16 protein-coding genes and 6 tRNA genes are annotated in these 20,801 nt (G+C 50.6%); 2 read left to right on the top strand and 20 right to left on the bottom strand.

From position 1 onward, the window contains the following. Positions 1-8: 8 nt before the first annotated feature. The 3 genes from rimM to ffh form a co-directional block, all read right to left on the bottom strand. The gene (gene rimM, locus BGK46_RS02455) at positions 9-536 is read right to left on the bottom strand and encodes a ribosome maturation factor RimM (RefSeq protein WP_069586883.1); all 528 of its coding nucleotides are present in this window, start codon (positions 534-536) and stop codon (positions 9-11) included. Between the two features lie 28 nt (positions 537-564). After that, positions 565-813, bottom strand: a complete 249-nt coding sequence (gene rpsP, locus BGK46_RS02450) for a 30S ribosomal protein S16 (protein WP_069586882.1) — start codon at positions 811-813, stop codon at positions 565-567. Positions 814-1,011: 198 nt separating this feature from the next. Next, entirely contained in the window at positions 1,012-2,385 is a 1,374-nt protein-coding gene (gene ffh, locus BGK46_RS02445; protein WP_069586881.1) for a signal recognition particle protein, read from the bottom strand. Positions 2,386-2,569: 184 nt separating this feature from the next. Between ffh and BGK46_RS02440 the strand changes: the two genes are divergently transcribed. Both BGK46_RS02440 and BGK46_RS02435 read left to right on the top strand, forming a co-directional pair. Continuing rightward, the gene (locus BGK46_RS02440; RefSeq protein WP_069586880.1) at positions 2,570-3,367 is read left to right on the top strand and encodes a cytochrome C assembly family protein; all 798 of its coding nucleotides are present in this window, start codon (positions 2,570-2,572) and stop codon (positions 3,365-3,367) included. Positions 3,368-3,474: 107 nt separating this feature from the next. Further along, positions 3,475-4,758 (top strand): HlyC/CorC family transporter, encoded by a 1,284-nt coding sequence (locus BGK46_RS02435; protein WP_069586879.1) that lies wholly within the window; start codon positions 3,475-3,477, stop codon positions 4,756-4,758. Positions 4,759-4,846: 88 nt separating this feature from the next. Here BGK46_RS02435 and BGK46_RS02430 read toward each other — a convergent pair whose 3' ends face one another. The 17 genes from BGK46_RS02430 to BGK46_RS02350 all read right to left on the bottom strand — a co-directional run bounded on the left by BGK46_RS02430 (position 4,847) and on the right by BGK46_RS02350 (position 20,537). Continuing rightward, positions 4,847-7,426 carry a LuxQ periplasmic sensor domain-containing protein gene (locus BGK46_RS02430; protein WP_069586878.1) on the bottom strand — a complete coding sequence of 860 codons (2,580 nt, stop codon included), beginning with the start codon at positions 7,424-7,426 and terminating at the stop codon, positions 4,847-4,849. Positions 7,427-7,432: 6 nt separating this feature from the next. Then, positions 7,433-8,479 carry a substrate-binding domain-containing protein gene (locus BGK46_RS02425; protein WP_069586892.1) on the bottom strand — a complete coding sequence of 349 codons (1,047 nt, stop codon included), beginning with the start codon at positions 8,477-8,479 and terminating at the stop codon, positions 7,433-7,435. Between the two features lie 359 nt (positions 8,480-8,838). Continuing rightward, positions 8,839-9,357, bottom strand: coding sequence for an S-ribosylhomocysteine lyase (gene luxS, locus BGK46_RS02420; protein ID WP_069586877.1), 519 nt, complete (start codon positions 9,355-9,357; stop codon positions 8,839-8,841). A 30-nt stretch (positions 9,358-9,387) separates the two neighbouring features. Continuing rightward, positions 9,388-10,005, bottom strand: a complete 618-nt coding sequence (locus BGK46_RS02415) for a hypothetical protein (protein ID WP_069586876.1) — start codon at positions 10,003-10,005, stop codon at positions 9,388-9,390. Positions 10,006-10,013: 8 nt separating this feature from the next. Then, a complete protein-coding gene (gshA, locus tag BGK46_RS02410) occupies positions 10,014-11,591 on the bottom strand; it encodes a glutamate--cysteine ligase (RefSeq protein WP_069586875.1) in 1,578 nt (525 codons plus the stop codon). 97 nt (positions 11,592-11,688) lie between these two features. After that, the gene (locus tag BGK46_RS02405) at positions 11,689-14,535 is read right to left on the bottom strand and encodes a M16 family metallopeptidase (RefSeq protein ID WP_069586874.1); all 2,847 of its coding nucleotides are present in this window, start codon (positions 14,533-14,535) and stop codon (positions 11,689-11,691) included. A gap of 11 nt (positions 14,536-14,546) precedes the next feature. Further along, positions 14,547-14,969, bottom strand: a complete 423-nt coding sequence (locus BGK46_RS02400; RefSeq protein WP_069586873.1) for a YqaA family protein — start codon at positions 14,967-14,969, stop codon at positions 14,547-14,549. A 63-nt stretch (positions 14,970-15,032) separates the two neighbouring features. Then, positions 15,033-15,989 carry an NADP-dependent oxidoreductase gene (locus BGK46_RS02395; protein WP_069586872.1) on the bottom strand — a complete coding sequence of 319 codons (957 nt, stop codon included), beginning with the start codon at positions 15,987-15,989 and terminating at the stop codon, positions 15,033-15,035. A gap of 170 nt (positions 15,990-16,159) precedes the next feature. Further along, positions 16,160-17,290, bottom strand: a complete 1,131-nt coding sequence (locus BGK46_RS02390) for a sodium ion-translocating decarboxylase subunit beta (RefSeq protein WP_069586871.1) — start codon at positions 17,288-17,290, stop codon at positions 16,160-16,162. Between the two features lie 9 nt (positions 17,291-17,299). Then, positions 17,300-19,084 (bottom strand): sodium-extruding oxaloacetate decarboxylase subunit alpha, encoded by a 1,785-nt coding sequence (oadA, locus tag BGK46_RS02385; protein WP_069586870.1) that lies wholly within the window; start codon positions 19,082-19,084, stop codon positions 17,300-17,302. 32 nt (positions 19,085-19,116) lie between these two features. Then, on the bottom strand, positions 19,117-19,362 hold the full coding sequence (locus BGK46_RS02380; RefSeq protein WP_069586869.1) for an OadG family protein: 246 nt from the start codon (positions 19,360-19,362) through the stop codon (positions 19,117-19,119). A gap of 536 nt (positions 19,363-19,898) precedes the next feature. Further along, a tRNA-Arg gene (locus tag BGK46_RS02375) sits at positions 19,899-19,975 on the bottom strand. Positions 19,976-20,000: 25 nt separating this feature from the next. Then, positions 20,001-20,077, bottom strand: a tRNA-Arg gene (locus tag BGK46_RS02370). A gap of 55 nt (positions 20,078-20,132) precedes the next feature. Beyond that, positions 20,133-20,209, bottom strand: a tRNA-Arg gene (locus BGK46_RS02365). Positions 20,210-20,241: 32 nt separating this feature from the next. Further along, positions 20,242-20,334 (bottom strand) — tRNA-Ser (locus BGK46_RS02360). A gap of 9 nt (positions 20,335-20,343) precedes the next feature. Beyond that, positions 20,344-20,420 (bottom strand) — tRNA-Arg (locus BGK46_RS02355). 24 nt (positions 20,421-20,444) lie between these two features. Then, a tRNA-Ser gene (locus tag BGK46_RS02350) sits at positions 20,445-20,537 on the bottom strand. Positions 20,538-20,801: the final 264 nt, after the last annotated feature.

Here is a 20,801-nt window from a genome sequence, read left to right as displayed (position 1 = left end):
GTTGGAGTTTAAAAACCAGGATCCCAGTCAACTTCGATCCGTTGAGCAGTGCGATCAATCGACTTGATGACCTGCTCTTCAAGGAACGGAATTAAGCGTTCCTTTTTGCCAAAAGCATCTTTCAGGTTGGCTTTAACGACAAGTACGTCGTTCGAGCCCGTTTCAAGCATGTCTGTCACAGTACCGAGGTGATAGCCTTTCGCATTCACCACGTCCATGCCAAACAGCTCACGCCAATAAAACTCTTCATCCGATAACGCTGGCAGTGCTTCAGCACTAACGGCGATTTCGGCATTGGTCAGCATCTGCGCGTCTTCGCGCTGATCCAGCCCTTTGAGCTTGGCAACATACCCTTTGTTGTGGCGCTTCCAGTCTTCTAACTCGAAACGTTGCCACTCGCCACGCACCTGGATAAACCAAGGTGAGTAGGCAAAAATGCTCTCAGCTTCTTCAGTGTAAGAAAAAATCTTGAGCCAGCCTCGAATGCCGTATGACGAGCCAAGCTTGCCGACGACGATAGTTTCTTGCTCACTCATTTCTTCTTTTAACCCTGACACTGATTGCTTACGCTGCTTTCGCTGCGTCTTTGATCAGCTTAGCAACACGGTCAGAAACCGCAGCGCCTTCGCCAACCCAGTGGTTTACGCGATCCAGGTCAAGGCGTAGTTTCTCTTCCTGGCCTTGAGCTACAGGGTTGAAGAAACCGATTTTCTCGATGAAGCGACCGTCGCGCGCCTGGCGGCTGTCAGCTACAACGATTTGATAGAATGGGCGTTTTTTCGCGCCATGACGTGCCAAACGAATGGTTACCATATCGTCCTCATTTGCATTACTTAATAAAATTGGCCCCGTTTCGCGTAAGCAATGCGGGGCCTCGTGCCAAAATAAAGCTCGGGAATTTTACTCTTTATTGCTGTGATTGCAACTGGTTTAGCCAAATTTTCACCAGCTGTCCCAAGCCTCACAGCGAGTTGTCATGCAGGCTGACGCTTCATCCGCCTGCAAAATGGGTTAGCCCATAAAGCCACCACCAGGTCCACCCGGCGGCATCATGCCTTTCATCTGACGCATCATGTTACGCATGCCGCCTTTTTGCATTTTCTTCATCATTTTTTGCATCTGAGTAAACTGCTTGAGCAGACGGTTCACGTCTTGCACTTGGGTCCCAGAGCCGGCTGCGATACGTTTTTTGCGCGAGCCTTTGATAATCTCAGGGCGTTGACGCTCACGTGGGGTCATCGAATTGATGATAGCTTCCATTTGCACGAACATCTTATCGTCAACGTTATCTTTCACGTTGGCCGGTAAGTTCGACATGCCTGGGAGCTTATCCATCATCCCCATCATGCCGCCCATGCTTTTCATTTGCTGCAGTTGGTCACGGAAATCGCCCAGATCAAAGCCTTTCTTTTCTTTGAACTTCTTGGCCATTTTCTCGGCTTTGTCTTTATCGACATTACGCTCGAGATCTTCGATAAGTGACAGCACGTCACCCATGCCCAAGATACGGGATGCCACCCGGTCAGGATGGAAGGGCTCTAGTGCATCAGTCTTCTCACCCACACCCAAGAATTTAATCGGCTTACCGGTAATATGGCGAACCGACAACGCAGCACCACCGCGCGCATCACCATCGACTTTGGTCAATACCACACCAGTCAGTGCTAACGCATCATTAAAGGCCTTGGCGGTGTTCGCGGCGTCTTGACCGGTCATGGCGTCTACCACGAACAAGGTCTCAACTGGGTTAATCGCATGGTGGACGTCTTTGATCTCGTCCATCATAGCATCGTCAACGTGCAGGCGACCGGCGGTATCGACGATCACCACGTCGTAGAATTTGAGCTTCCCTTCATCGAGCGCCGCTTTGGCGATATCTACTGGGTTCTGGTCTGCGCTCGACGGAAAGAAATCAACGCCAACTTCACTGGCCAGTGTTTCCAACTGTTTGATCGCCGCGGGGCGATACACGTCAGCCGATACCACCAGCACTTTTTTCTTATGACGCTCTTTGAGCATCTTACCCAGTTTACCCACACTGGTAGTTTTACCGGCACCTTGCAGGCCCGCCATCAGGATCACCGCGGGAGGCTGGGTGGCAAGATCAAGCTGCTCGTTGGCATCGCCCATCACCGCTTCCAGCTCGGCTTGAACGATCTTGATGAATTCTTGCCCCGGGGTCAGGGTTTTCGATACCTCAATCCCCACGGCGCGCTCTTTAACGCGTTTAACAAAATCACGAACCACAGGGAGCGCGACATCGGCTTCCAGTAGCGCCATACGCACTTCGCGCAGGGTTTCCTTGATATTGTCTTCCGTTAATCGACCTCGGCCGCTGATATTTTTTAGCGTCCGGGATAAACGTTCTGATAAGTTTTCAAACATGCGTTACTCGCCCACTCGTCCTATTGGCCCATGACATTGACCGTCAGGGTGCAATCGCTGTCGCGAAATTAATTGAGATTATACCGCAATCCCCCCATCGCTTGCATGTATCGATAGCGACAGAGATTGAGGCAAGGTATACTCACACCTTCATTCTTATTGATTAACTGACTGATCGGTGACGATGGATATTCTGACAGCCTTATTGGCATCACTGCTTTATCTGGCCGCCATTTTGCAGATCATCCCCGGCTTGTCCAGCAACAATCAGATTAGTGCGAAGCCGGTCTTCTTTACTGCACTGGCTGCGCTGGCATTGCACGCATATCTGCTCAAGGATTTAATCCTCTCTGGCAGCGGGCAAAATTTAAGCATACTCAACGTCGCGTCGTTGGTAAGTTTCATCATTGCTATGATGACTACCGGCCTGATTTTCCGACTCCGTTTATGGTTTTTGCTGCCGGTTGTCTATGCCTTTGCGGGGTTAAACCTTGCCAGCGCGACCTTGCTACCCGGTGCCTTTATTACCCATTTAGAGTCACACCCTGAGGTGTTGTTGCATATCTCCTTGGCGCTGTTTGCGTATTCGACCCTGATGATTGCAACCTTGTACGCACTGCAGCTGGCTTGGCTCGACTATCAGTTAAAACATAAAAAACGTCAGGTCATCAACCATAACGTCCCACCTTTAATGATGGTGGAGCGCCAACTTTTCAACATTATTCTAGTGGGCCAGAGTTTACTGACGGTCACCTTAATTACTGGATTTGTCTTTGTCGATGATATGTTCGCGCAAGGAAAAGCGCATAAAGCCTTCCTCTCGATGGCAGCATGGGTGGTCTATGGTGTGCTACTATGGGGCCACTATCAATCTGGCTGGCGTGGACGTCGAGTGATTTGGTTTAGTATTGTAGGCGCCTTTCTACTCACATTGGCCTACTTTGGTAGCCGATTTGTTCGCGAGATCCTTATTGCGGGTTAATCGTCACCCTAGAATGCATGATGGGTGCGCTCGCTACCCAACCGCATGTCAGTGTTATACTCTCGAGCAGACGCTCACATTTTAAAACAAACGTAAGGAACAGTTCGTTGGACGACATATCGACGGGAATATTAATTTCCTTCTTGGTATTGCTTATCGTCATTTCCGGTTATTTTTCCGGCTCTGAGACAGGCATGATGGCACTGAATCGATATCGATTACGCCACCTTTCTAAACAGGGCCATACCGGTGCCAAGCGAGTTGAAAAACTGCTAGCACGCCCGGATCGTTTGATTGGACTCATTCTAATCGGCAATAACCTCGTCAATATTCTTGCCTCTTCTATTGCGACTGTCTTAGGGCTACGCCTTTATGGTGATGCCGGTATTGCGATTGCGACCGGTGTCCTGACGATGGTGATTTTGGTGTTTGCAGAAGTGACACCGAAAACCTTGGCAGCCTTGTACCCTGAGCGTGTTTCCTTTCTCAGCAGCTTTGTACTCACCATCTTGATGAAGGTGTTTTACCCGGTTGTAAGCTTGGTGAACTTCATCACTAACGGCTTTCTACGCTTGCTTGGCTTGGGCGTGAAAAGTGATGGGAAAGACAATTTAAGTACCGAGGAATTGCGTACCATCGTTAATGAGGCCGGCAGTTTAATCCCTCGTCGTCACCAGCATATGTTGATCTCGATCTTAGAGCTCGAAGAGGTGACGGTAGACGACATTATGGTGCCCCGTAACGAAATCACAGGGATCAACGTCAACGATGACTGGAAGTCCATTATGCGCCAGCTTACCCATGCGCCACATGGCCGTATGGTGCTGTATCGTGATACCATCGACGAAGTGGTCGGCATGTTACGGGTACGAGAAGCGTACCGATTAATGGTCGAGAAAAACGAATTCAATAAAGAGACCTTGCTGCGCGCTGCGGATGAAGTGTACTTCATACCGGAAGGCACCCCGCTCAACGTGCAGATGCTAAAGTTCCAGCGTAACAAGCAACGCATTGGTCTGATTGTGGACGAGTACGGCGACATTATCGGTTTGGTGACCTTAGAGGACATTCTCGAAGAGATCGTAGGGGAATTTACCACCTCACTTTCGCCAAGCTTGGCCGAAGAAATCACTCCGTTGACAGATGGCGGTTATCTGATTGAGGGTAGCGCCAATATCCGTGATTTAAATAAGAGCCTGAACTGGGATCTCCCTACCGACGGTCCCCGCACATTGAACGGTTTGATCTTGGAGCACTTGGAGGATATTCCTAATAGCCGCCTAAGCGTGGAAATTGATGGCCATCTAATTGAAATCGTCGATGTTGCCGAGAACATGATTAAACAAGTGAAAGTGCTGCCGATCCAAAAGCAGAAAGTCAGCACCGAGTAGAACAGAATTCGCCGTTAAGTTTTCTCACGTTAGAACAGCTTAACGGCTCTGCCTTTTCCCCGTTATATTGACCTTATACGCAAGCCTCTCACTGATCAGCAGGGCTCTGCTCCACCATTGCTTGCCGCTCGGTTTGGTAATAACGCAATGCCTCAACAAAGCTGTCTTCTTTGATGGGTTTCACAATCACATAATTTGCCCCTGCCTCATAAAAGGCGTCATGCACACTGCCATATGCATCAGCAGTACAGGCATAAACCGGCACATTCAGCCCCAGCTCTTGGCGAATAGCCTTAGTAGCATCAATCCCCCCCAAATTAGGCATTTGGTTATCCATCAACACAAGATCATAGGTGGTTTCACGTAACGAGGTAAGCGCTTCCTCACCATCTTTCACCCAATCTACGCTGATGTCGTGTTTTTTACAGAACGCTTGTGCCACCATCGCATTAATCTTGTTGTCTTCGACTAGCAGCACACGCTGTATGCCCGCCTGCCCAGCATCAAACACGGTGCTTTCCGCCATGGTTTTGGGCTTATTATCTACGTGTTCGACCGGCACTGTCAGCGTAAAGCAGCTGCCTTTCTCTGCTTCACTGGTCACCTCAATCGTACCGCCGAGTAAGTCGAGCAGGCTCTTAACAATGGAAAGCCCCAATCCACTACCGCCGTATTTGCGCGTCACACTTGAGTCGGCCTGAACGAAAGGATCGAATAAGGTGTCCAGTGCGTCTGCACTCATGCCCACCCCTGAATCTTGCACTTTTATCATCAAGCGGTGCTGAGCCCCCTCCATTGGGGTAAGTTTGACTTCAAGCGCCACATTGCCCTGATGGGTAAACTTCACAGCGTTGCTCATCAAGTTAAACAGTATTTGGGTCAAGCGCGATTGGTCAGAGCGTATCACGGTGTCGTCCGCGAGGTTAGACTCGATAATCAGTCCGATATGCTTACTTTCGCACAGCGGCGTATAGATGTTTTCTACCGTACTGATGATATCGTGCAAGTAAAAATCACCGTACTCGATGGTCATCTTACCTTGCTCTATTTTGGAAAGATCCAAAATATCATTCAGAACAGTCAGTAAGTGCTCACCACTTTGGTACAAGCTTCCTAACAGCTCACTTTGCGCTTTATCTTCCACTTTATCGCTGAGTATTTGGGTAATGCCAAGGATCCCATTGAGCGGTGTTCGGATCTCATGACTCATCTTAGCGAGGAATTCCGATTTTGCGCGAGCGGAGGCTTCTGCCGCTTCTTTGGCACGTTGACTTTGCTGTTCGGCTTCAATCAGCGACGTAATTTCTTGCCCTTGCCCGATGACAGCCTTGACTTGGTTATCGACCATCAAAGGAGCAAGGTTCCAACGATACACGCGGTTATCGATATGAATATTAACGCCTTTAAGGATGGTGCCATCGACGGCACGCTTAAGATAAGGCGAGATAGCGCGCATAAACTGCATGTACATCCAGCTCGTTTGCTGCGCATCGGCGTCATAATTCAGTTTTAACTTGGCTGCCGGGTTAATCCGCGTGATGGCAAAGTCGGTGTCCCAAACAATAATGGGTGAGAGCGCATAATCAAACAAATCCTGCAATGACCGCTCTTTTTCGTAAAGGGCATCAAATGTCGATTCGAGTGTCTGACCGATGTGATCAAACTCTTCAATATCAGAGCCCGCAAAAGGCAAGGTTCGCTGGCGTGAGGTCGCGCCCAGGGTATAACGCATCAATTTGTCGAGCGAACCGGCAATGCGCGTTTTGACAAACCGGTTGACCCAAATAGCCGCCACTAAAATCACTAACGTGGTGAGTAAAAGGTTGATCCCCATTTGGCGCTGTAACGCGAGCACATTGTCGTTGCGTTGTGCCGACAGTACAGCGATATCGGAGTTTTCCCCTTCAATACGCAAATTAGCGTGACTGATAAGGTAGTTGCGGAACGCTTGACTACTCCCCTTGGTGGGTAAGGTGAGTTCGTTAGCGAAATTATCATCCCCAGTCAGTGTGGAAGCGAGCGTTAACTCTTTGACCGATAACCAAACGGCTTGCGTACCACTGGCCCGCTGCAGGCTTTTGACAAAAGAAAAGTTACCATTGAGCATCACCGCAACATACAGGTAACCGCCCAACTTACCACTGGCTTGAAAAACAATCGGGGTTTTGCGCATAAGCACATATCCCTGCTCCATCTCGGTGGTAATGGTGGTCAGTGTCCAGCGGTTGATATCTCGCAGCTGCGCACGCAAGCGTTCAAGCCCCTTGTCATCAATGCCATGAAAAAAGCTACTCCCATCGTGCCATAACAACTCGCCATCACGGGAAATAAAACGAAAATCAGGGGTATTGGCGGCATCTTGCTGCTCTTGCTCAATAAAATAGTCATCAAGAGCAATGCGATCGCCTCGTGCCACCAAGGCTTGCAACGTCATACTGGATGCATTGGTATTTTGGTGGATCTGTAGCGAGTCTAGGCGACTATCAAACACATTCTGCAGAAGGCGTGACGTTTGAGTCAGCGTACGCGTCACTTCCTGATTAATGCCTGCCAGCGTCAGTTGATAGCTCTGGACATAGACGCCTACAGTCACAAACAAGAAAAACACCACGATAAGACGCGTGAGTAGCTGTGAAAGTGACAGTTTTTTGGAGCCTGACATGGTCATGATGCGTTAATCCGAGTATCTGAAAGCCTGCTTCTTAAGCGCATTAATGCGCTCAGGACTGTCCTCTTTCGTGACAATTTCAAATCGGCCGGAGTATACCACGGGCACAGCCTGATCCTGCAGATCGCGTTTAATCGCCTCCGCCATTGCTACGCCTGTGTCATCATTCATCCGCATCACAGTAACATCCAGATCGCCACGTTGCAGGGCATCAAGCTCTGCTGAGCCGCCGCCCCAGCCATTGATCACGACCTCATGCCGGTTCAAGTCATCCAGCGCATTAATTGCACCAAAGGCGACGTCTGTGGCGCACGCGTAAATAAAATCAAGCTTCTCATTATTGTTGAGCATTGCTTTTGCCGCTTCATAGCCAGACGCTTGGTCGCCTTTGGTGTAATACGCGGAGACTAAATGATTGTGACTGTGGTTATTCATTGCATCGATAAATGTATCGCCACGCGCGTCGCTAACATAGCCTTGCGAAAAGTAGAGAACCGAATACGCGGCTCCTTGCGGGTAGCGGGCATTGAAATAGTCTGCTAACGCTAAACTGCCCTCTTGGTGGTCAAAGCCAACATACAGAAACGGCTGATTATCCTGCCACGACTTAACCGGTGTGGTGATATTTTGCAGGATCAGCTTGGTTTTGTTTTGCGACAATACATGGTTAATAAATTTGCGATGACGAACACTGTTGAGGGTGAAAATTAGATAGTCGGCGCCATCACGAAGCGCAGCGTACAAAGAGGCACTCTGCTCGCGAATATCATTGTTGGGCCGCGTGGTCACTTGCTCCAATTCATACGGAATATTCAGCGCTTGCAGCCGACGTTCCAGAGCGAGAATATTACGCTGCCAGTAATCTGAAATCTGCTCACCCGGCACAACGACCGAGATCTTAATCGGTTGAGGAGCGGCTTTAAGCGGCTCGGGCTCTGCTTGTACTTGTCTATCAAGTTGCTCTGTCAGCGCATTTTGCTCAGGGTGAAGACGCAGATATTCACTGTAAGACCAATAATCATTAAGGGCAGCCAGCGCATTAGACGTCATCATCCAGATAATGACGCCACATATTGCACGAACAATCTTGAGATGTGTGGGTTGCCGCTTGCTCAATTTCACGTTGGGTCTCACTGCCTTATCACTTGCCAGATACCTATCAGCTTAGCGAATACCAGCACATTGCGCAGCGCCGAACTTCAGAAGCGTGCTTCATTAAACAAAAAAGCTGCAATCACGCATACTCCTTCTCGCAATTTATCCAACAATCAAGACAGGCTGGATTCTGTCCCAATCTTGGTAGCCGATGAAATAGCAAAGAAAGGGAACGATAGTATAAAAAAACGCCACCGAACGGTGGCGCCTTAAACGTCTACTTTTTTATCCGATGTGCACCTATTTCTGCAAAGAAATTAATCCACACGCAAGGTTTGTAGCATCGACTCGGGTAGCGACAGATCATCGTTCTTATTCACGGTGATCCCTGCATCAATGATCGCGCGTGCAATGTCCTTCGCTTCAGAGAGCGAATGCATTGCATAGGTGCCACATTGGTACTCATTCAGCTCTGGGATTTTATCTTGCGACGGTACCGTCAATACATCTTCCATCGCCGCTTCCCAAGCGCGACCCACATCACTTTCTTTAGGCTGACCAATCAAGCTCATATAAAAGCCCGTTCGGCATCCCATTGGGGAGATATCAATGATTTCAACATCCTTGCTGTTTAAATGCTTGCGCATAAAGCCTGCAAACAAGTGTTCCAACGTGTGGATGCCTTTTTCCGTCAAAATCTCTTCATTGGGTCGGCAAAAGCGCAGATCGAACACGGTGATCGTATCACCACCGGGCGTTTTCATCGTTTTAGCCACGCGCACTGCTGGTGCATTCATACGGGTATGGTCGACCGTAAAACTATCCAATAATGGCATTTTGCCCTCCTTTTCATTCATCACTGTGGCTTAGAAAGGCCACCAGCTCAGATTATCCTCTAAACGTTGCCGACAGCCTTTAAGCTGCCAGCCATAATCCTTGGCTTGCTGCTCTACTTTTCGCGCGACGCGTTTAAGTCCGGGTTTGCGTTCAAAAGAGCCGCGTTGAAAACCACCACGTCCTTCATGGTAAGCCAAATATTGTCGGTACACATCCCATTTAGACACGCCAAGTTGACGATAGGTTTCGTTGGTGTACCAACCAATAAATTGCAATGCATCATCGAAGTTGGTGCGTGACCCGCCATTACCGGTTGCCTTTTGATAATCCGACCATGCGGGGTCTTGCGCTTGTGCATACCCATAGGCACTACTCACTCGCCCCCAAGGTAAAATCCCCAAGACATAATCACGAGGCGGCAAAGCATCATGGACAAATGCACTTTCTTGTTTCACGATGGCCATCGCGACTTGGATGGGTGTCCCCCACGCCTTTTCCATCTCCACCGCCGCTTCAAACCAATCTGGATTCTGTTCAAAAATCGCACATAGGTTATTCGGATTATCCGGCGGTGGTGTTGCACAGCTAGACAGTAATAATACCGCCCCTAGTGCCGCGAAAGCTCGGCTAACACACACCCAAGTCATCCTCCGATTTACCAGCTTTCTGCCATTGGCACATCTTTGAAATAGTCTTTCAAGAAGGCCTCAAAACTAAGTGTGTCACTCGCTTCAACGTCCTTTTGACGAGCGAGACTGGCAGCCGCTTCTTGCAAAAATTCCACATCACTGTGCACACGATAGTCATCGCCACTGAGTGCCGTCTTGTGCGCACTGGCTAACCCTAAGCCGACATTACCAATACCACCTTGGGCGATAATATCGGCAAGTAGGCGTCCAGAGAGGGTGAGATCTGGGTTGTCAAAGCAGGCCATCATTTTATCGCAGACGGCTTCGTAGCGATTATCACCCACCGCTCGGTCCATCACGACAGCCAATTGTTTGAGCTCAGCCATCACGTGTAACCCCCACTCTGCTTGTGTGCGCTGATGGCCGTCACACCCGGTGGTAAGCAATAAGCCTGGCTTGCGCCCCTCAATCACTATCTTGTTCCAGTTCTCACGCCAGCAATTGAGCTCCGCATCCGTCATCGGATCTGACGGTGAGAGCGCACACCAACTCACAAAGAGATCTAAGAAATGGATTTGGTCTTGTTCAATGCCAACCGGACTGTAAGGGTTAACATCTAGCGAGCGCACTTCAATGTACTCGACACCGGCACGGTCCAAGGCTTCTGTGGGCTTTTCACCACTTTGTGCATTGCGTTTCGGGCGGATAGGCGCATAGAGTTCATTTTCTATCTGCAAGACATTGGTATTAAGCTGGCGATAACTGTCACCATCACGGATCCCAAGCTTGGCAAACTCATGCGAGGGGGTACGAATTGCACTGCGCAGTCCTTCCAAATATTGCTCAAGGGTATTAAAGCCGATTCTTAGCTCGGCTTGCGCGTTGTTGGTATAGCCTAAATCACTGAGACGCAACGAGGTTGCATACGGTAAGTAACAGGTGCCTGATGGCAAATGCTCAAACGGCAAACGGGTCTTTGCATGCTTAATAAAGGTGCCACACAAGGCAGGTGACGCACCAAACAAATACGGGATCATCCAACCGTGACGGTAATAGTTACGGATAAGATCAAAATAGCCTTGCGTGACTTGGGCTTGCGTCACGGACTCCGTGTGGTAGAGATGCTGCCAAAACGTCTCTGGGAGGGAGATATTAAAATGCACCCCAGAGATCACTTGCATCACACTGCCATAGCGATGTTTGAGCCCTTGGCGATAAAGTGTTTTCATCCGCCCGATATTCGAGCTGCCATATTGTGCCAAGGTAATATCGTCTTCAGACGCGACCACACATGGCATAGACATGGGCCATAGCTGCTCGTCACCCATTTGCTTGTAAGTAAAACGGTGAATGTCTTGCAGCTCATCGAGCATTCCGTTGACCGATGTATTGACGGGCGTAATAAATTCCAATAAAGACTCCGCAAAGTCCGTGGTGATCCATCGATGCGTTAGCGCTGAGCCAAGTGCATCTGGATGCGGCGTCTGTGCTAAGTGCCCGGTTGGCGTGATCCGTAATGCTTCACGCTCCAGTCCTCGGCCAATCCCCTTTAATGCTTCTGGGTTTTGCGCCAAACGCGCTAACCGCTGGGTGAAATCAGTCAAAACGTTTCTCTTATCTTTGTGCTGCGTGACAGGTTAGGATAAACAAGCTATCACTCAAAAGCCATCACGCAGCGACATGTGTTTACTCGAGGCGGCGTTAGCGATACTCAAGCGTAAGCGGATTCACCGGCAAACCAAGCGCTTTAAGCTCTGGCGCAAGCTGCTCGGCATCTCCGACAACGATGATTTGATAGTCATTCGGATTAAACCAACGTCTCGCTGCCTGATTTAAGCGTTCGAGATCCATCGTTTCAATGATCGCTTGCTGCTCATCGCGGTAGTTGTCGGATAAATCAAACTCCTCAATATGGGCAATTAAGCCTGCCTTATCCCACGGGGTTTCATAGCTCAGCGCATCTTGTTGTCCGCTCGATTGGCGCAGATAAGCAAGCTCTTGCGGTGTGAAACCATTTTCCGCCGCATTGGCCATTTCCTGCCAAAGCTGGTTGATTGCATCTACCGTCGCGTCCGCACGCACATCAGCATCAAACTCAATCCTGCCAAGTTGACGCCCACCGTACACACCGCCACCGGCGCCATAGGTATAGCCTTTATCTTGGCGCAGGTTCTGGTTAATACGTGAGTTAAAGTTGCCGCCAAGGTTAAAGTTGGCCAAGCGCGTGATAAACATCTCGCCAGTCGCATCATAAGGCATGCCGTGGCGCACCATACGAATACTGGATTGCGGCGCTTTCGGTTTATCTACAAGCCAAATTTGTGGCTGCTTTTCATCACGAGGAACAGCGCGAGCGACCTGCGGTTGAGAACGAGGCGCCTCTTGCCACGGTGTTATTTGGTTCGCCAACGTCACGGCTTGATCGCGTGACAAATCGCCCACGACCACCAGCTGGCTGCCTTTCAACACATAATGTTGGCGATAAAACGTGCGAACGTCATCAATGGTAAGCGCTTCAATATCTTCTGCGACACCACCTCGTGGAGCACGGTACACTACGTCTTGGAACAAGAGCTCTCGAGTAGCTTGGTCTGCGAGCCAGCTAGCATCATCGGCACGCGAGGCCATCCCTTCCAGCAGTTGCGCTTTCACTCGCATGAAGTCTTGCTCGGAGAAGGTAGGCGCACTTAACGCTTTGTGAACGAGTTGTAGGGTTTCATCCACATGTTTTTTCAGCGAAGTCATCGTGATAAAGGTTTCATGCTCACCGGCTTCAATACTCGCCTGACTCCCCAATTGCTTCAGGGCTTGGGTTAACTCCGCCGCGCTCATCCCCGCCGCGCCTTCGGTAACCATCTGGGCAGTAAGGTTGGCGAGACCGCGCTTGTCATTCGGCTCCATCAAGGTACCAGCAGGCAAGGTCATATACAGGGTAACCGTCGGCGTTTCACGACTCTCTGTACCAACAAGATGAATGCCATTGTCGAGGTTAGCACGATAAATTTGCGGCACGTTCACCGTCACACTACCAGCAGTAGGAGGCACTTGGGTGCGATCAATATTTTCCGGCGTACGACGTGGTGGCAGCTTCTCGTGTGAAGGCGCGATGCTTTGCGCGTAGTCGGGGCGCTGATACACAAAGTTAGCTGGCTTCGCCACTAAATCCGTGCGCTCGTACGGCACCACACTCAGATACACGGCAGGCTTATTCTTCACCCAGCGGTGGAAACTTTCCATCACGTTTTCAGGGGTCACCGCCTCAAGACGCGCCAAACGTGCTTCTAAGCGATTGGCATCACCAAATAAACTGAAGTCGCTAGCCAGCTGCTCGACTTTGCCGTCCACGCTTTGCAGCGCGAAGATGTCATCTGCTTCAGCCATGGTTTTGATGCGGGCAATACTTGCCTTCGACACCCCTTGTTGCTCAAAGGTCGCAAGTGCGTCCATCAACAGGGTCTCAACCTCAGCCAATGATTGCTGCTGGCTGCCTACGCCATAGAGCTCAAACGTACAAGCTAGTTCACCACAACGGTGGGAAGCGCCCGCGCTCAACAGCTTACCTGACTGTACCAATGACTGATAAAGCAGGCTATCGCGATCTTGTCCAAGCACGCTGGCAAGGACGCCTAAGCGGGTGCTGGTATCTGTGTCCGGCGTACCGGTTGGAAAGGTAATGACCAATACGGGTTGGGAGATTTGGTCTTCCAAGGTGACATAGCGGTCCGCCTCAAGCGTGACGGGTTGTGGTTTAGGGTCAGCGACCTCTGGGCCAGCAGGAATATCACCGAAGTACTTGTTCACCCAAGCCAGCGTTTGTTGTACATCAATATCTCCACCGATGGTCAAGGTGGCATTGTTTGGTCCGTACCAGCGTAGGAAAAATTGCTTCAAATCCCCTACGTCAACGCGATCAAGATCCTCAACGTAGCCAATCACAGGCCACGAATAAGGATGACCTTCAGGATAAAGCGCTTGATTAATGGTTTCATTAACCCGTCCATAGGGCGCATTATCGATACGATAAGCACGTTCGTTTTTCACCGTATCACGCTGGACTTCAAATTTGCGTTGCGAAACCGCGTCTAGCAAAAAGCCCATTCGGTCCGACTCAAGCCAAAGTACGCGCTCTAACTCATTGGCGGGAACGGTTTGATAATACTGAGTGGTATCGCGATCGGTCGAGCCATTGTTATATCCCCCCACTTCTTTGATCCGTTTGCCGTGATCATCCACATGCTTGGAGCCTTCGAACATCATGTGTTCAAAAAAGTGTGCAAAGCCCGATTTACCCGGTTCTTCACGGGATGAACCGACGTGATAACGCATATCGACTTTCACCAAAGGATCGGAGTGGTCTTGATGCAACAGAACGGTCAGCCCGTTATCGAGACGAAACTCTTGATAAGGCACCTGTGCGCTACCCTTTGGCGGCGACACGGTTTTAATCCAAGTAATACCTTCAGGGGTTGGCGTGGCTTGTGGGCCAAGTAACTGACACCCTGTCAGTGAGGCAAGAACAAAAAACGAGACGAGCAATAAACGTTGCATATGATAATTTCCTACCCGGCTACCCAATGATATGACAAGACAAGAATAAGGTAGCGCGCTGTTTTTGCAGAAAAAATAACTAGCCAGCACCAAGACTGGCGTAAACGTAGCCACCCGGCAACGACACATAGGGGATCACCAATGGCGGGCACCCAACTTAACAATAATGCGGCATAACCGTATCGCTTTAACCACGCCAGCGCGTGGCGATCCCAGCGCCGCTTGGGTTGATAGTCAGGTAACCAACGACCAATCGCATAGTTGGTCATACCGCCTAGCGTATTGCCCACACTGGCAATCGCAATAATGACGCTTTCGGGGTAGCTATGGTGATGAAGCAAATACACCATATTGGCTTCAGAGCCACCCGGGAGCAAGGTGGCACTGAGAAAGCTGGTGGCAAACAACATAACCAGCGATGACCAATCGCCCATTCGACCGCAGACTCCCCTATTGGTTCAGGCGTTTAGGCCCTGAATGACCACTCTTTTATCCATTTATGCAGACGGCATTTCGAGGACGCGTTTACCACGCGTATGACCTTCTTCAAGGGCAACGTGTGCTTGTGCAGCCTCCGCTAACGGATACACAGCCGCAATATCAATCCGTAAATCACCTTGGTCAAGCATGTCGAGTAGGCGCTGAGTTTGCCATGTATTGGGCTCCACCAGCATCCCAGTGGCTTTCAAGCCCCGTTCGGCCGCTGCTGAGGTAATCATATCGCGGGTATTAGTCGGCACGGTCACCACACGTCCGCCAGTGCGTAAACTGGCGAGCGCATCAATCCCAGTTTCTCCTCCAACCAGATCAATCAGCACATCAAATTCACCATGAGCCGTTGCCCAATGGGTTTGGTGATAATCAACTGGTTTTGCATCAAGCTGACGCAAGAAATCATGATTGGACGGCGAGGCGGTCGCGTAAACATTCGCCCCAGTTCGAACCGCTAATTGAACCGCCAAGTGACCCACGCCACCGGCACCGGCCAAGATCAGGACTTTATCGTCTGCCTGTAATTGCGCATGCTCGAGCGCTTGCCATGCGGTGAGACCTGCCAGTGGTAAGGCAGCGGCATCTACCATAGGCACACTCGGTGGAACGGTCGAGAGTAACCCCGCGTCCGCTACTACGTACTGGCTATAACCGCCACCCTCAGTGGGAAAGCCAATCATACCTGCAACGCGGTCGCCCACATCAAACTTGCTTTCGTTGGTGCCATTAGCCACCACAACACCCGCAACATCATATCCCGGCACCCAAGGCAATTTGTCTTGGTTATGCTCTGCGGCCCAGCCAAGGCCTGCACGCGTTTTTGCGTCAATCGGATTCACGCCTGCCGCTTTTACCTGAATCAGCACTTGTTCTTCAGACGGGGACGGAATAGCACGATTAACGGCGGTTAACACCTCAGGTCCGCCAAATTGGGGGATCGCAAGAGATACATTGTTCGACATAAAGACTCCTTTCGCATGCCGTTGCCCGGTTGAGTCACCTGACTCATCGCTTCATAGCAAAGCACTGCGTAATCGCAAAGCGTAAACCTCTAGTCTTAACAAAAACGGCGATAGACACAATGCCTACCGCCGTTTTCTTTTCGCCTTTTCTCGTCACAAGACAGTGCGTATTATCCGACCAACGCCAACAAGATACCCGCTGCCACCGCCGAGCCAAGCACACCGGCCACATTGGGCCCCATAGCATGCATTAACAAGAAGTTGTGTGGGTTGGCATCTAAACCAACTTTGTTGACAACCCTTGCCGCCATGGGCACTGCCGACACGCCTGCTGCGCCAATCAGCGGATTGATCGGATCGCGGCTAAAGCGGTTAAGCAGCTTTGCCATCAGCACGCCGGCGCCAGTCCCAATACTGAATGCCACAGCACCGAGTACCAAAATGCCTAACGTCTCAAACTGAAGAAACTTATCCGCTTCTAACTTAGAGCCCACCGCCAAGCCAAGGAAAATGGTGACAATGTTAATCAGCTCATTTTGCGCGGTGCCGGATAAGCGATCGACAACCCCACATTCTCGCATCAAGTTCCCGAGGCAGAACATCCCGACCAGCGGTGTTGCCGACGGCAAGAACAAGATGGTCATCATTAATACCGCCAGCGGAAACAGCACTTTCTCAGTTTTAGACACATGGCGTAACTGCTTCATCTCGATTTGACGCTCTTTTTCCGAGGTAAACAGCTTCATGATCGGAGGCTGAATAATCGGCACAAGCGCCATGTAACTATAGGCGGCGACTGCAATGGCGCCGAGCAAATCCGGCGACAGCTTGCTGGCGAGGAAGATTGCTGTTGGCCCATCCGCACCACCAATAATGGCAATCGAGGCGGCATCCTTGAGCGTAAATGCCATCCCGGGAACCAAGTTGAGCAAAATGGCACCAAACAAGGTGGCAAAAATGCCAAACTGTGCCGCCGCACCCAATAGCAGCGTGCGAGGATTGGCAATCAGCGCGCCAAAATCGGTCATCGCGCCAACGCCCATAAAAATCAATAGCGGGAAGACGCCCGTATCGATACCGACATGATAGACGTAGTAGAGCAAGCCGCCCGGCTCGTTAAATCCAGCATTAGGAATGTTCGCTAGTATCGCCCCGAACCCGATAGGCAAAAGCAACAAAGGCTCGAACCCACGGCGAATGGCCAAAAAGAGCAACAAGCAACCGACGGCGATCATCACAAGCTGAGGCCATTGGAAATTCGCCAAGCCCGTTTCTGACCACAAGATCATTAATCCTTCCATGTTGCCCTCTTACGCTAAGTGCAATAGCGGCATACCCACGGTCACCGCATCGCCTTCTTTTACTTGGACATCCTGAACTGTGCCTGCTTGCGCCGCTCGGACCTCGGTCTCCATTTTCATCGCTTCGAGCACAATCAATACATCCCCTTCTTGCACGTGCTCACCCGGCGATACCATCACTTTGAAGATGTTACCCGCTAAAGGAGCAGTGACGGGTTCGCCTTGTGTTTGAGCGGCGCTAGGTTGAGGGGCTGATACCACTGGCGACGCGCTGAGCTGAATGTCTCCTAACGCGCCATCTGGACCTACATCCACATTAAAGACCTGTCCATTCACACGCACGCTATAGGTTTCAATCTCGCCGCCTGACGTCGGCTTGGTGGCCACAGAAGCAGGCTCTGCTTCACCGGTTGGGGCAGGTTCAAAGGCATCGGGGTTGCCGCGATTTTGTAAGAACTTCCACCCCACCTGCGGAAATAACGCATAAGTTAAAACATCGTCGATTTTATCGTCTGCCAAAGACACGTTTTCGGCGTCGGCTTTTTCAATGAGAGCCTGCGTGAGCGCATCCAGTTCAGGCGCTAATTTATCGGCAGGACGGCAAGTAATCGGCGCTTCACCATCCAGCACTTGGGCTTGCAGCTTCGCATTGACCGGTGCGGGCGCTTTTCCATATTCGCCCTTGAGCAGCGCCGCCGTTTCTTTGGTAATGCTCTTATAACGCTCGCCAGTCAGAACATTAATCACTGCTTGCGAGCCGACAATTTGGGAGGTGGGTGTGACCAATGGGATATAACCGAGATCTTCGCGTACACGCGGGATCTCATCGAGTACCTCATCCAAGCGGTCGGCCGCACCTTGCTCTTTAAGCTGGCCTTCCATATTGGTGAGCATGCCGCCCGGCACTTGTGCGATCAAAATCCGTGAGTCGACGCCCTTGAGCTGCCCTTCAAACTGCGCATACTTTTTCCGTACCGTTCTAAAATAGGCAGCCACAGATTCCAGCTTGTTGAGGTCGAGCTGCGTATCGCGCTCTGTGTTCTCCAGCATCGCCACAACGGTTTCCGTCGGCGTATGGCCATAGGTCTGGCTCATCGACGAAATCGCGGTATCTAACACATCGAGCCCCGCTTCAACAGCTTTAATGGCAGTGGCGGTTGATAAGCCGGTCGTCGCGTGACAGTGCAGTGATAAAGGGATATCACACGCCGATTTGATGCGACTTACTAGCTCATAGGCTTCATACGGCTTGAGCAAGCCAGACATGTCTTTAATACACAGTGAATGACACCCTAAATCTTCCAGTTGCTTGGCAAGATCTGTCCATGTGTCCAAGGTATGAACAGGGCTTGTGGTATACGATATCGTTCCTTGTGCATGTGCCCCGACTTCTACCGCGGCACCGACCGCCGCTTTGAAATTGCGCACATCATTCATGGCATCAAAAATACGGAACACGTCCATACCATTGGCGTGCGCACGTTCGACAAATTTATGCACCACATCATCGGCATAGTGGCGATATCCCAGCAAATTTTGCCCACGTAACAACATCTGCATTGGCGTGTTCGGCATCGCCTTTTTCAGCTCGCGCAAGCGCACCCAAGGATCTTCCCCCAAGTAGCGAATACACGCGTCAAAGGTCGCCCCACCCCATGTTTCGAGTGACCAAAACCCAATTTGATCAAGCTCGGCGGCAATCGGCAACATATCGTCCAAACGCAGGCGCGTGGCAAACAACGACTGATGGGCGTCACGAAGCACCACATCGGTAATAGCTAACGGCGTAGACATAACAAACTCCTTTTTTATATGTGCCTTACCACTCAACGCTGGCGTTGGCGATATTGCTGAACAGCGACAGTAATCGCAGCAATCACATCCGGGGATGCTCCCGGCTGAGCTTTAACGGGGGTAGACGTGACAGACGATGCTGGCATAGGCGGGGTAGGATCGCCAAAGCGAGCTAGCTGACGTACCAGAAAAATCAGAATTGAAAGAAATACGAACACCACTGACATGCCGGTGAGCATGAGCATCAGTGCCTGTTCTAAAAGTGGGCCCAGTTCCATGGTTATCGTCCTTGTCACCTATTCCCCTTTAACGATGATTTGATTCCTCACAGAGTTTAAAGGGGTATTTAATCGTTTGCGGTCAAAATACTAACTATTTGCATAAATGACAATCGATGTGTTGCGTTTTTGTTACCTGACAACGCACGTCATCACCGCGCTAGGTTCGATACGCTCTACGTAACGTTTACGTAAAGGTAAATTAATAGATTGCACATTTTATGGAGAGTACTGGGGGTTTATCAGAATTGCGAGCTTGTCTATGCAAGGGTTTCGATGCGGGAATCAAAATGATTGTGCGAATTTTGGAAAAAACCTTTTTCTTCTCCATAACCAATCACTCTTAGGGCCTGATAAAAGGAGAAAGCGTTAATAAACGCATCAAAAGGATTGACCAGTAGGAAGGATCACACGAGCGAGAAAAACAGACTGAACGGTCGGTATTTAACACAACGATAAGTGAGGGAGTAACGCGAACTGCCACGGTGGTGTGACGAATAATAAGGAGAGATGGATTTGGGATTAAAGCAAAGAAATGGCGCGTCCGGGAGGATTCGAACCTCCGACCGCCTGGTTCGTAGCCAGGTACTCTATCCAGCTGAGCTACGGACGCGCTGACGGATTTGCATGATTGAAGATGGCGCGCTCGGGAGGATTCGAACCTCCGACCGCCTGGTTCGTAGCCAGGTACTCTATCCAGCTGAGCTACGAGCGCGTGTCTACAATCGGTTCATCCTGAACATCGTTTGCAAGTCTTCCGTGAAGGGTGATGGCGCGTCCGGGAGGATTCGAACCTCCGACCGCCTGGTTCGTAGCCAGGTACTCTATCCAGCTGAGCTACGGACGCACATCAGTTTTACAAGGCAGGCTTGTAAGTCATGGCGGTGAGGGAGGGATTCGAACCCTCGATACGGCTACAAACCGTATACTCCCTTAGCAGGGGAGCGCCTTCAGCCACTCGGCCACCTCACCACAAGTAAATGGCGCGTCCGGGAGGATTCGAACCTCCGACCGCCTGGTTCGTAGCCAGGTACTCTATCCAGCTGAGCTACGGACGCACATCTATCTTGCTTGCAGCAACATGGCGGTGAGGGAGGGATTCGAACCCTCGATACGGCTACAAACCGTATACTCCCTTAGCAGGGGAGCGCCTTCAGCCACTCGGCCACCTCACCGTCGCTGCGGGGGCACATATTACTTTGAGCCACAAATATGTCAAACACTTTTCGGGCAAAAATCGCTTAGCCCCAAACAAATGGACAATTATCACCCAAAGGTCGGCTTTTTTGTTGGTTTATTGGTCGTTTAGACGTAACTATTCTGCTACTTTCTGGCATATCGAGTAGGGTGAGGCGTTGCCGCCTCATCCCTCTCACAGAACCGTACATACGGACCTCGTATACGGCTCATGCACGCCGTATCATTAAAAAACAAACAAA

This window comes from Salinivibrio sp. SS2 (assembly GCF_001722075.1).
Taxonomy (GTDB): Bacteria; Pseudomonadota; Gammaproteobacteria; order Enterobacterales; family Vibrionaceae; genus Salinivibrio; species Salinivibrio proteolyticus.
The sequence above is the reverse complement of the archived record's forward strand: the minus strand, read 5'-3'. Positions and strand labels throughout refer to the sequence as shown.

Excerpts from the sequence above, each read along its gene's own strand:
- BGK46_RS02390 (WP_069586871.1), bottom strand. The coding sequence starts at position 17,290 with ATGGAAGGATTAATGATCTTGTGGTCAGAAACGGGCTTGGCGAATTTC.
- BGK46_RS02415 (WP_069586876.1), bottom strand. The coding sequence starts at position 10,005 with ATGACTTGGGTGTGTGTTAGCCGAGCTTTCGCGGCACTAGGGGCGGTA.
- rimM (WP_069586883.1), bottom strand. The coding sequence starts at position 536 with ATGAGTGAGCAAGAAACTATCGTCGTCGGCAAGCTTGGCTCGTCATAC.
- BGK46_RS02400 (WP_069586873.1), bottom strand. The coding sequence starts at position 14,969 with ATGGGCGATTGGTCATCGCTGGTTATGTTGTTTGCCACCAGCTTTCTC.
- luxS (WP_069586877.1), bottom strand. The coding sequence starts at position 9,357 with ATGCCATTATTGGATAGTTTTACGGTCGACCATACCCGTATGAATGCA.
- ffh (WP_069586881.1), bottom strand. The coding sequence starts at position 2,385 with ATGTTTGAAAACTTATCAGAACGTTTATCCCGGACGCTAAAAAATATC.
- BGK46_RS02405 (WP_069586874.1), bottom strand. The coding sequence starts at position 14,535 with ATGCAACGTTTATTGCTCGTCTCGTTTTTTGTTCTTGCCTCACTGACA.
- BGK46_RS02440 (WP_069586880.1), top strand. The coding sequence starts at position 2,570 with ATGGATATTCTGACAGCCTTATTGGCATCACTGCTTTATCTGGCCGCC.
- rpsP (WP_069586882.1), bottom strand. The coding sequence starts at position 813 with ATGGTAACCATTCGTTTGGCACGTCATGGCGCGAAAAAACGCCCATTC.
- BGK46_RS02425 (WP_069586892.1), bottom strand. The coding sequence starts at position 8,479 with ATGATGACGTCTAATGCGCTGGCTGCCCTTAATGATTATTGGTCTTAC.
- BGK46_RS02380 (WP_069586869.1), bottom strand. The coding sequence starts at position 19,362 with ATGGAACTGGGCCCACTTTTAGAACAGGCACTGATGCTCATGCTCACC.
- BGK46_RS02395 (WP_069586872.1), bottom strand. The coding sequence starts at position 15,989 with ATGTCGAACAATGTATCTCTTGCGATCCCCCAATTTGGCGGACCTGAG.
- oadA (WP_069586870.1), bottom strand. The coding sequence starts at position 19,084 with ATGTCTACGCCGTTAGCTATTACCGATGTGGTGCTTCGTGACGCCCAT.
- BGK46_RS02430 (WP_069586878.1), bottom strand. The coding sequence starts at position 7,426 with ATGACCATGTCAGGCTCCAAAAAACTGTCACTTTCACAGCTACTCACG.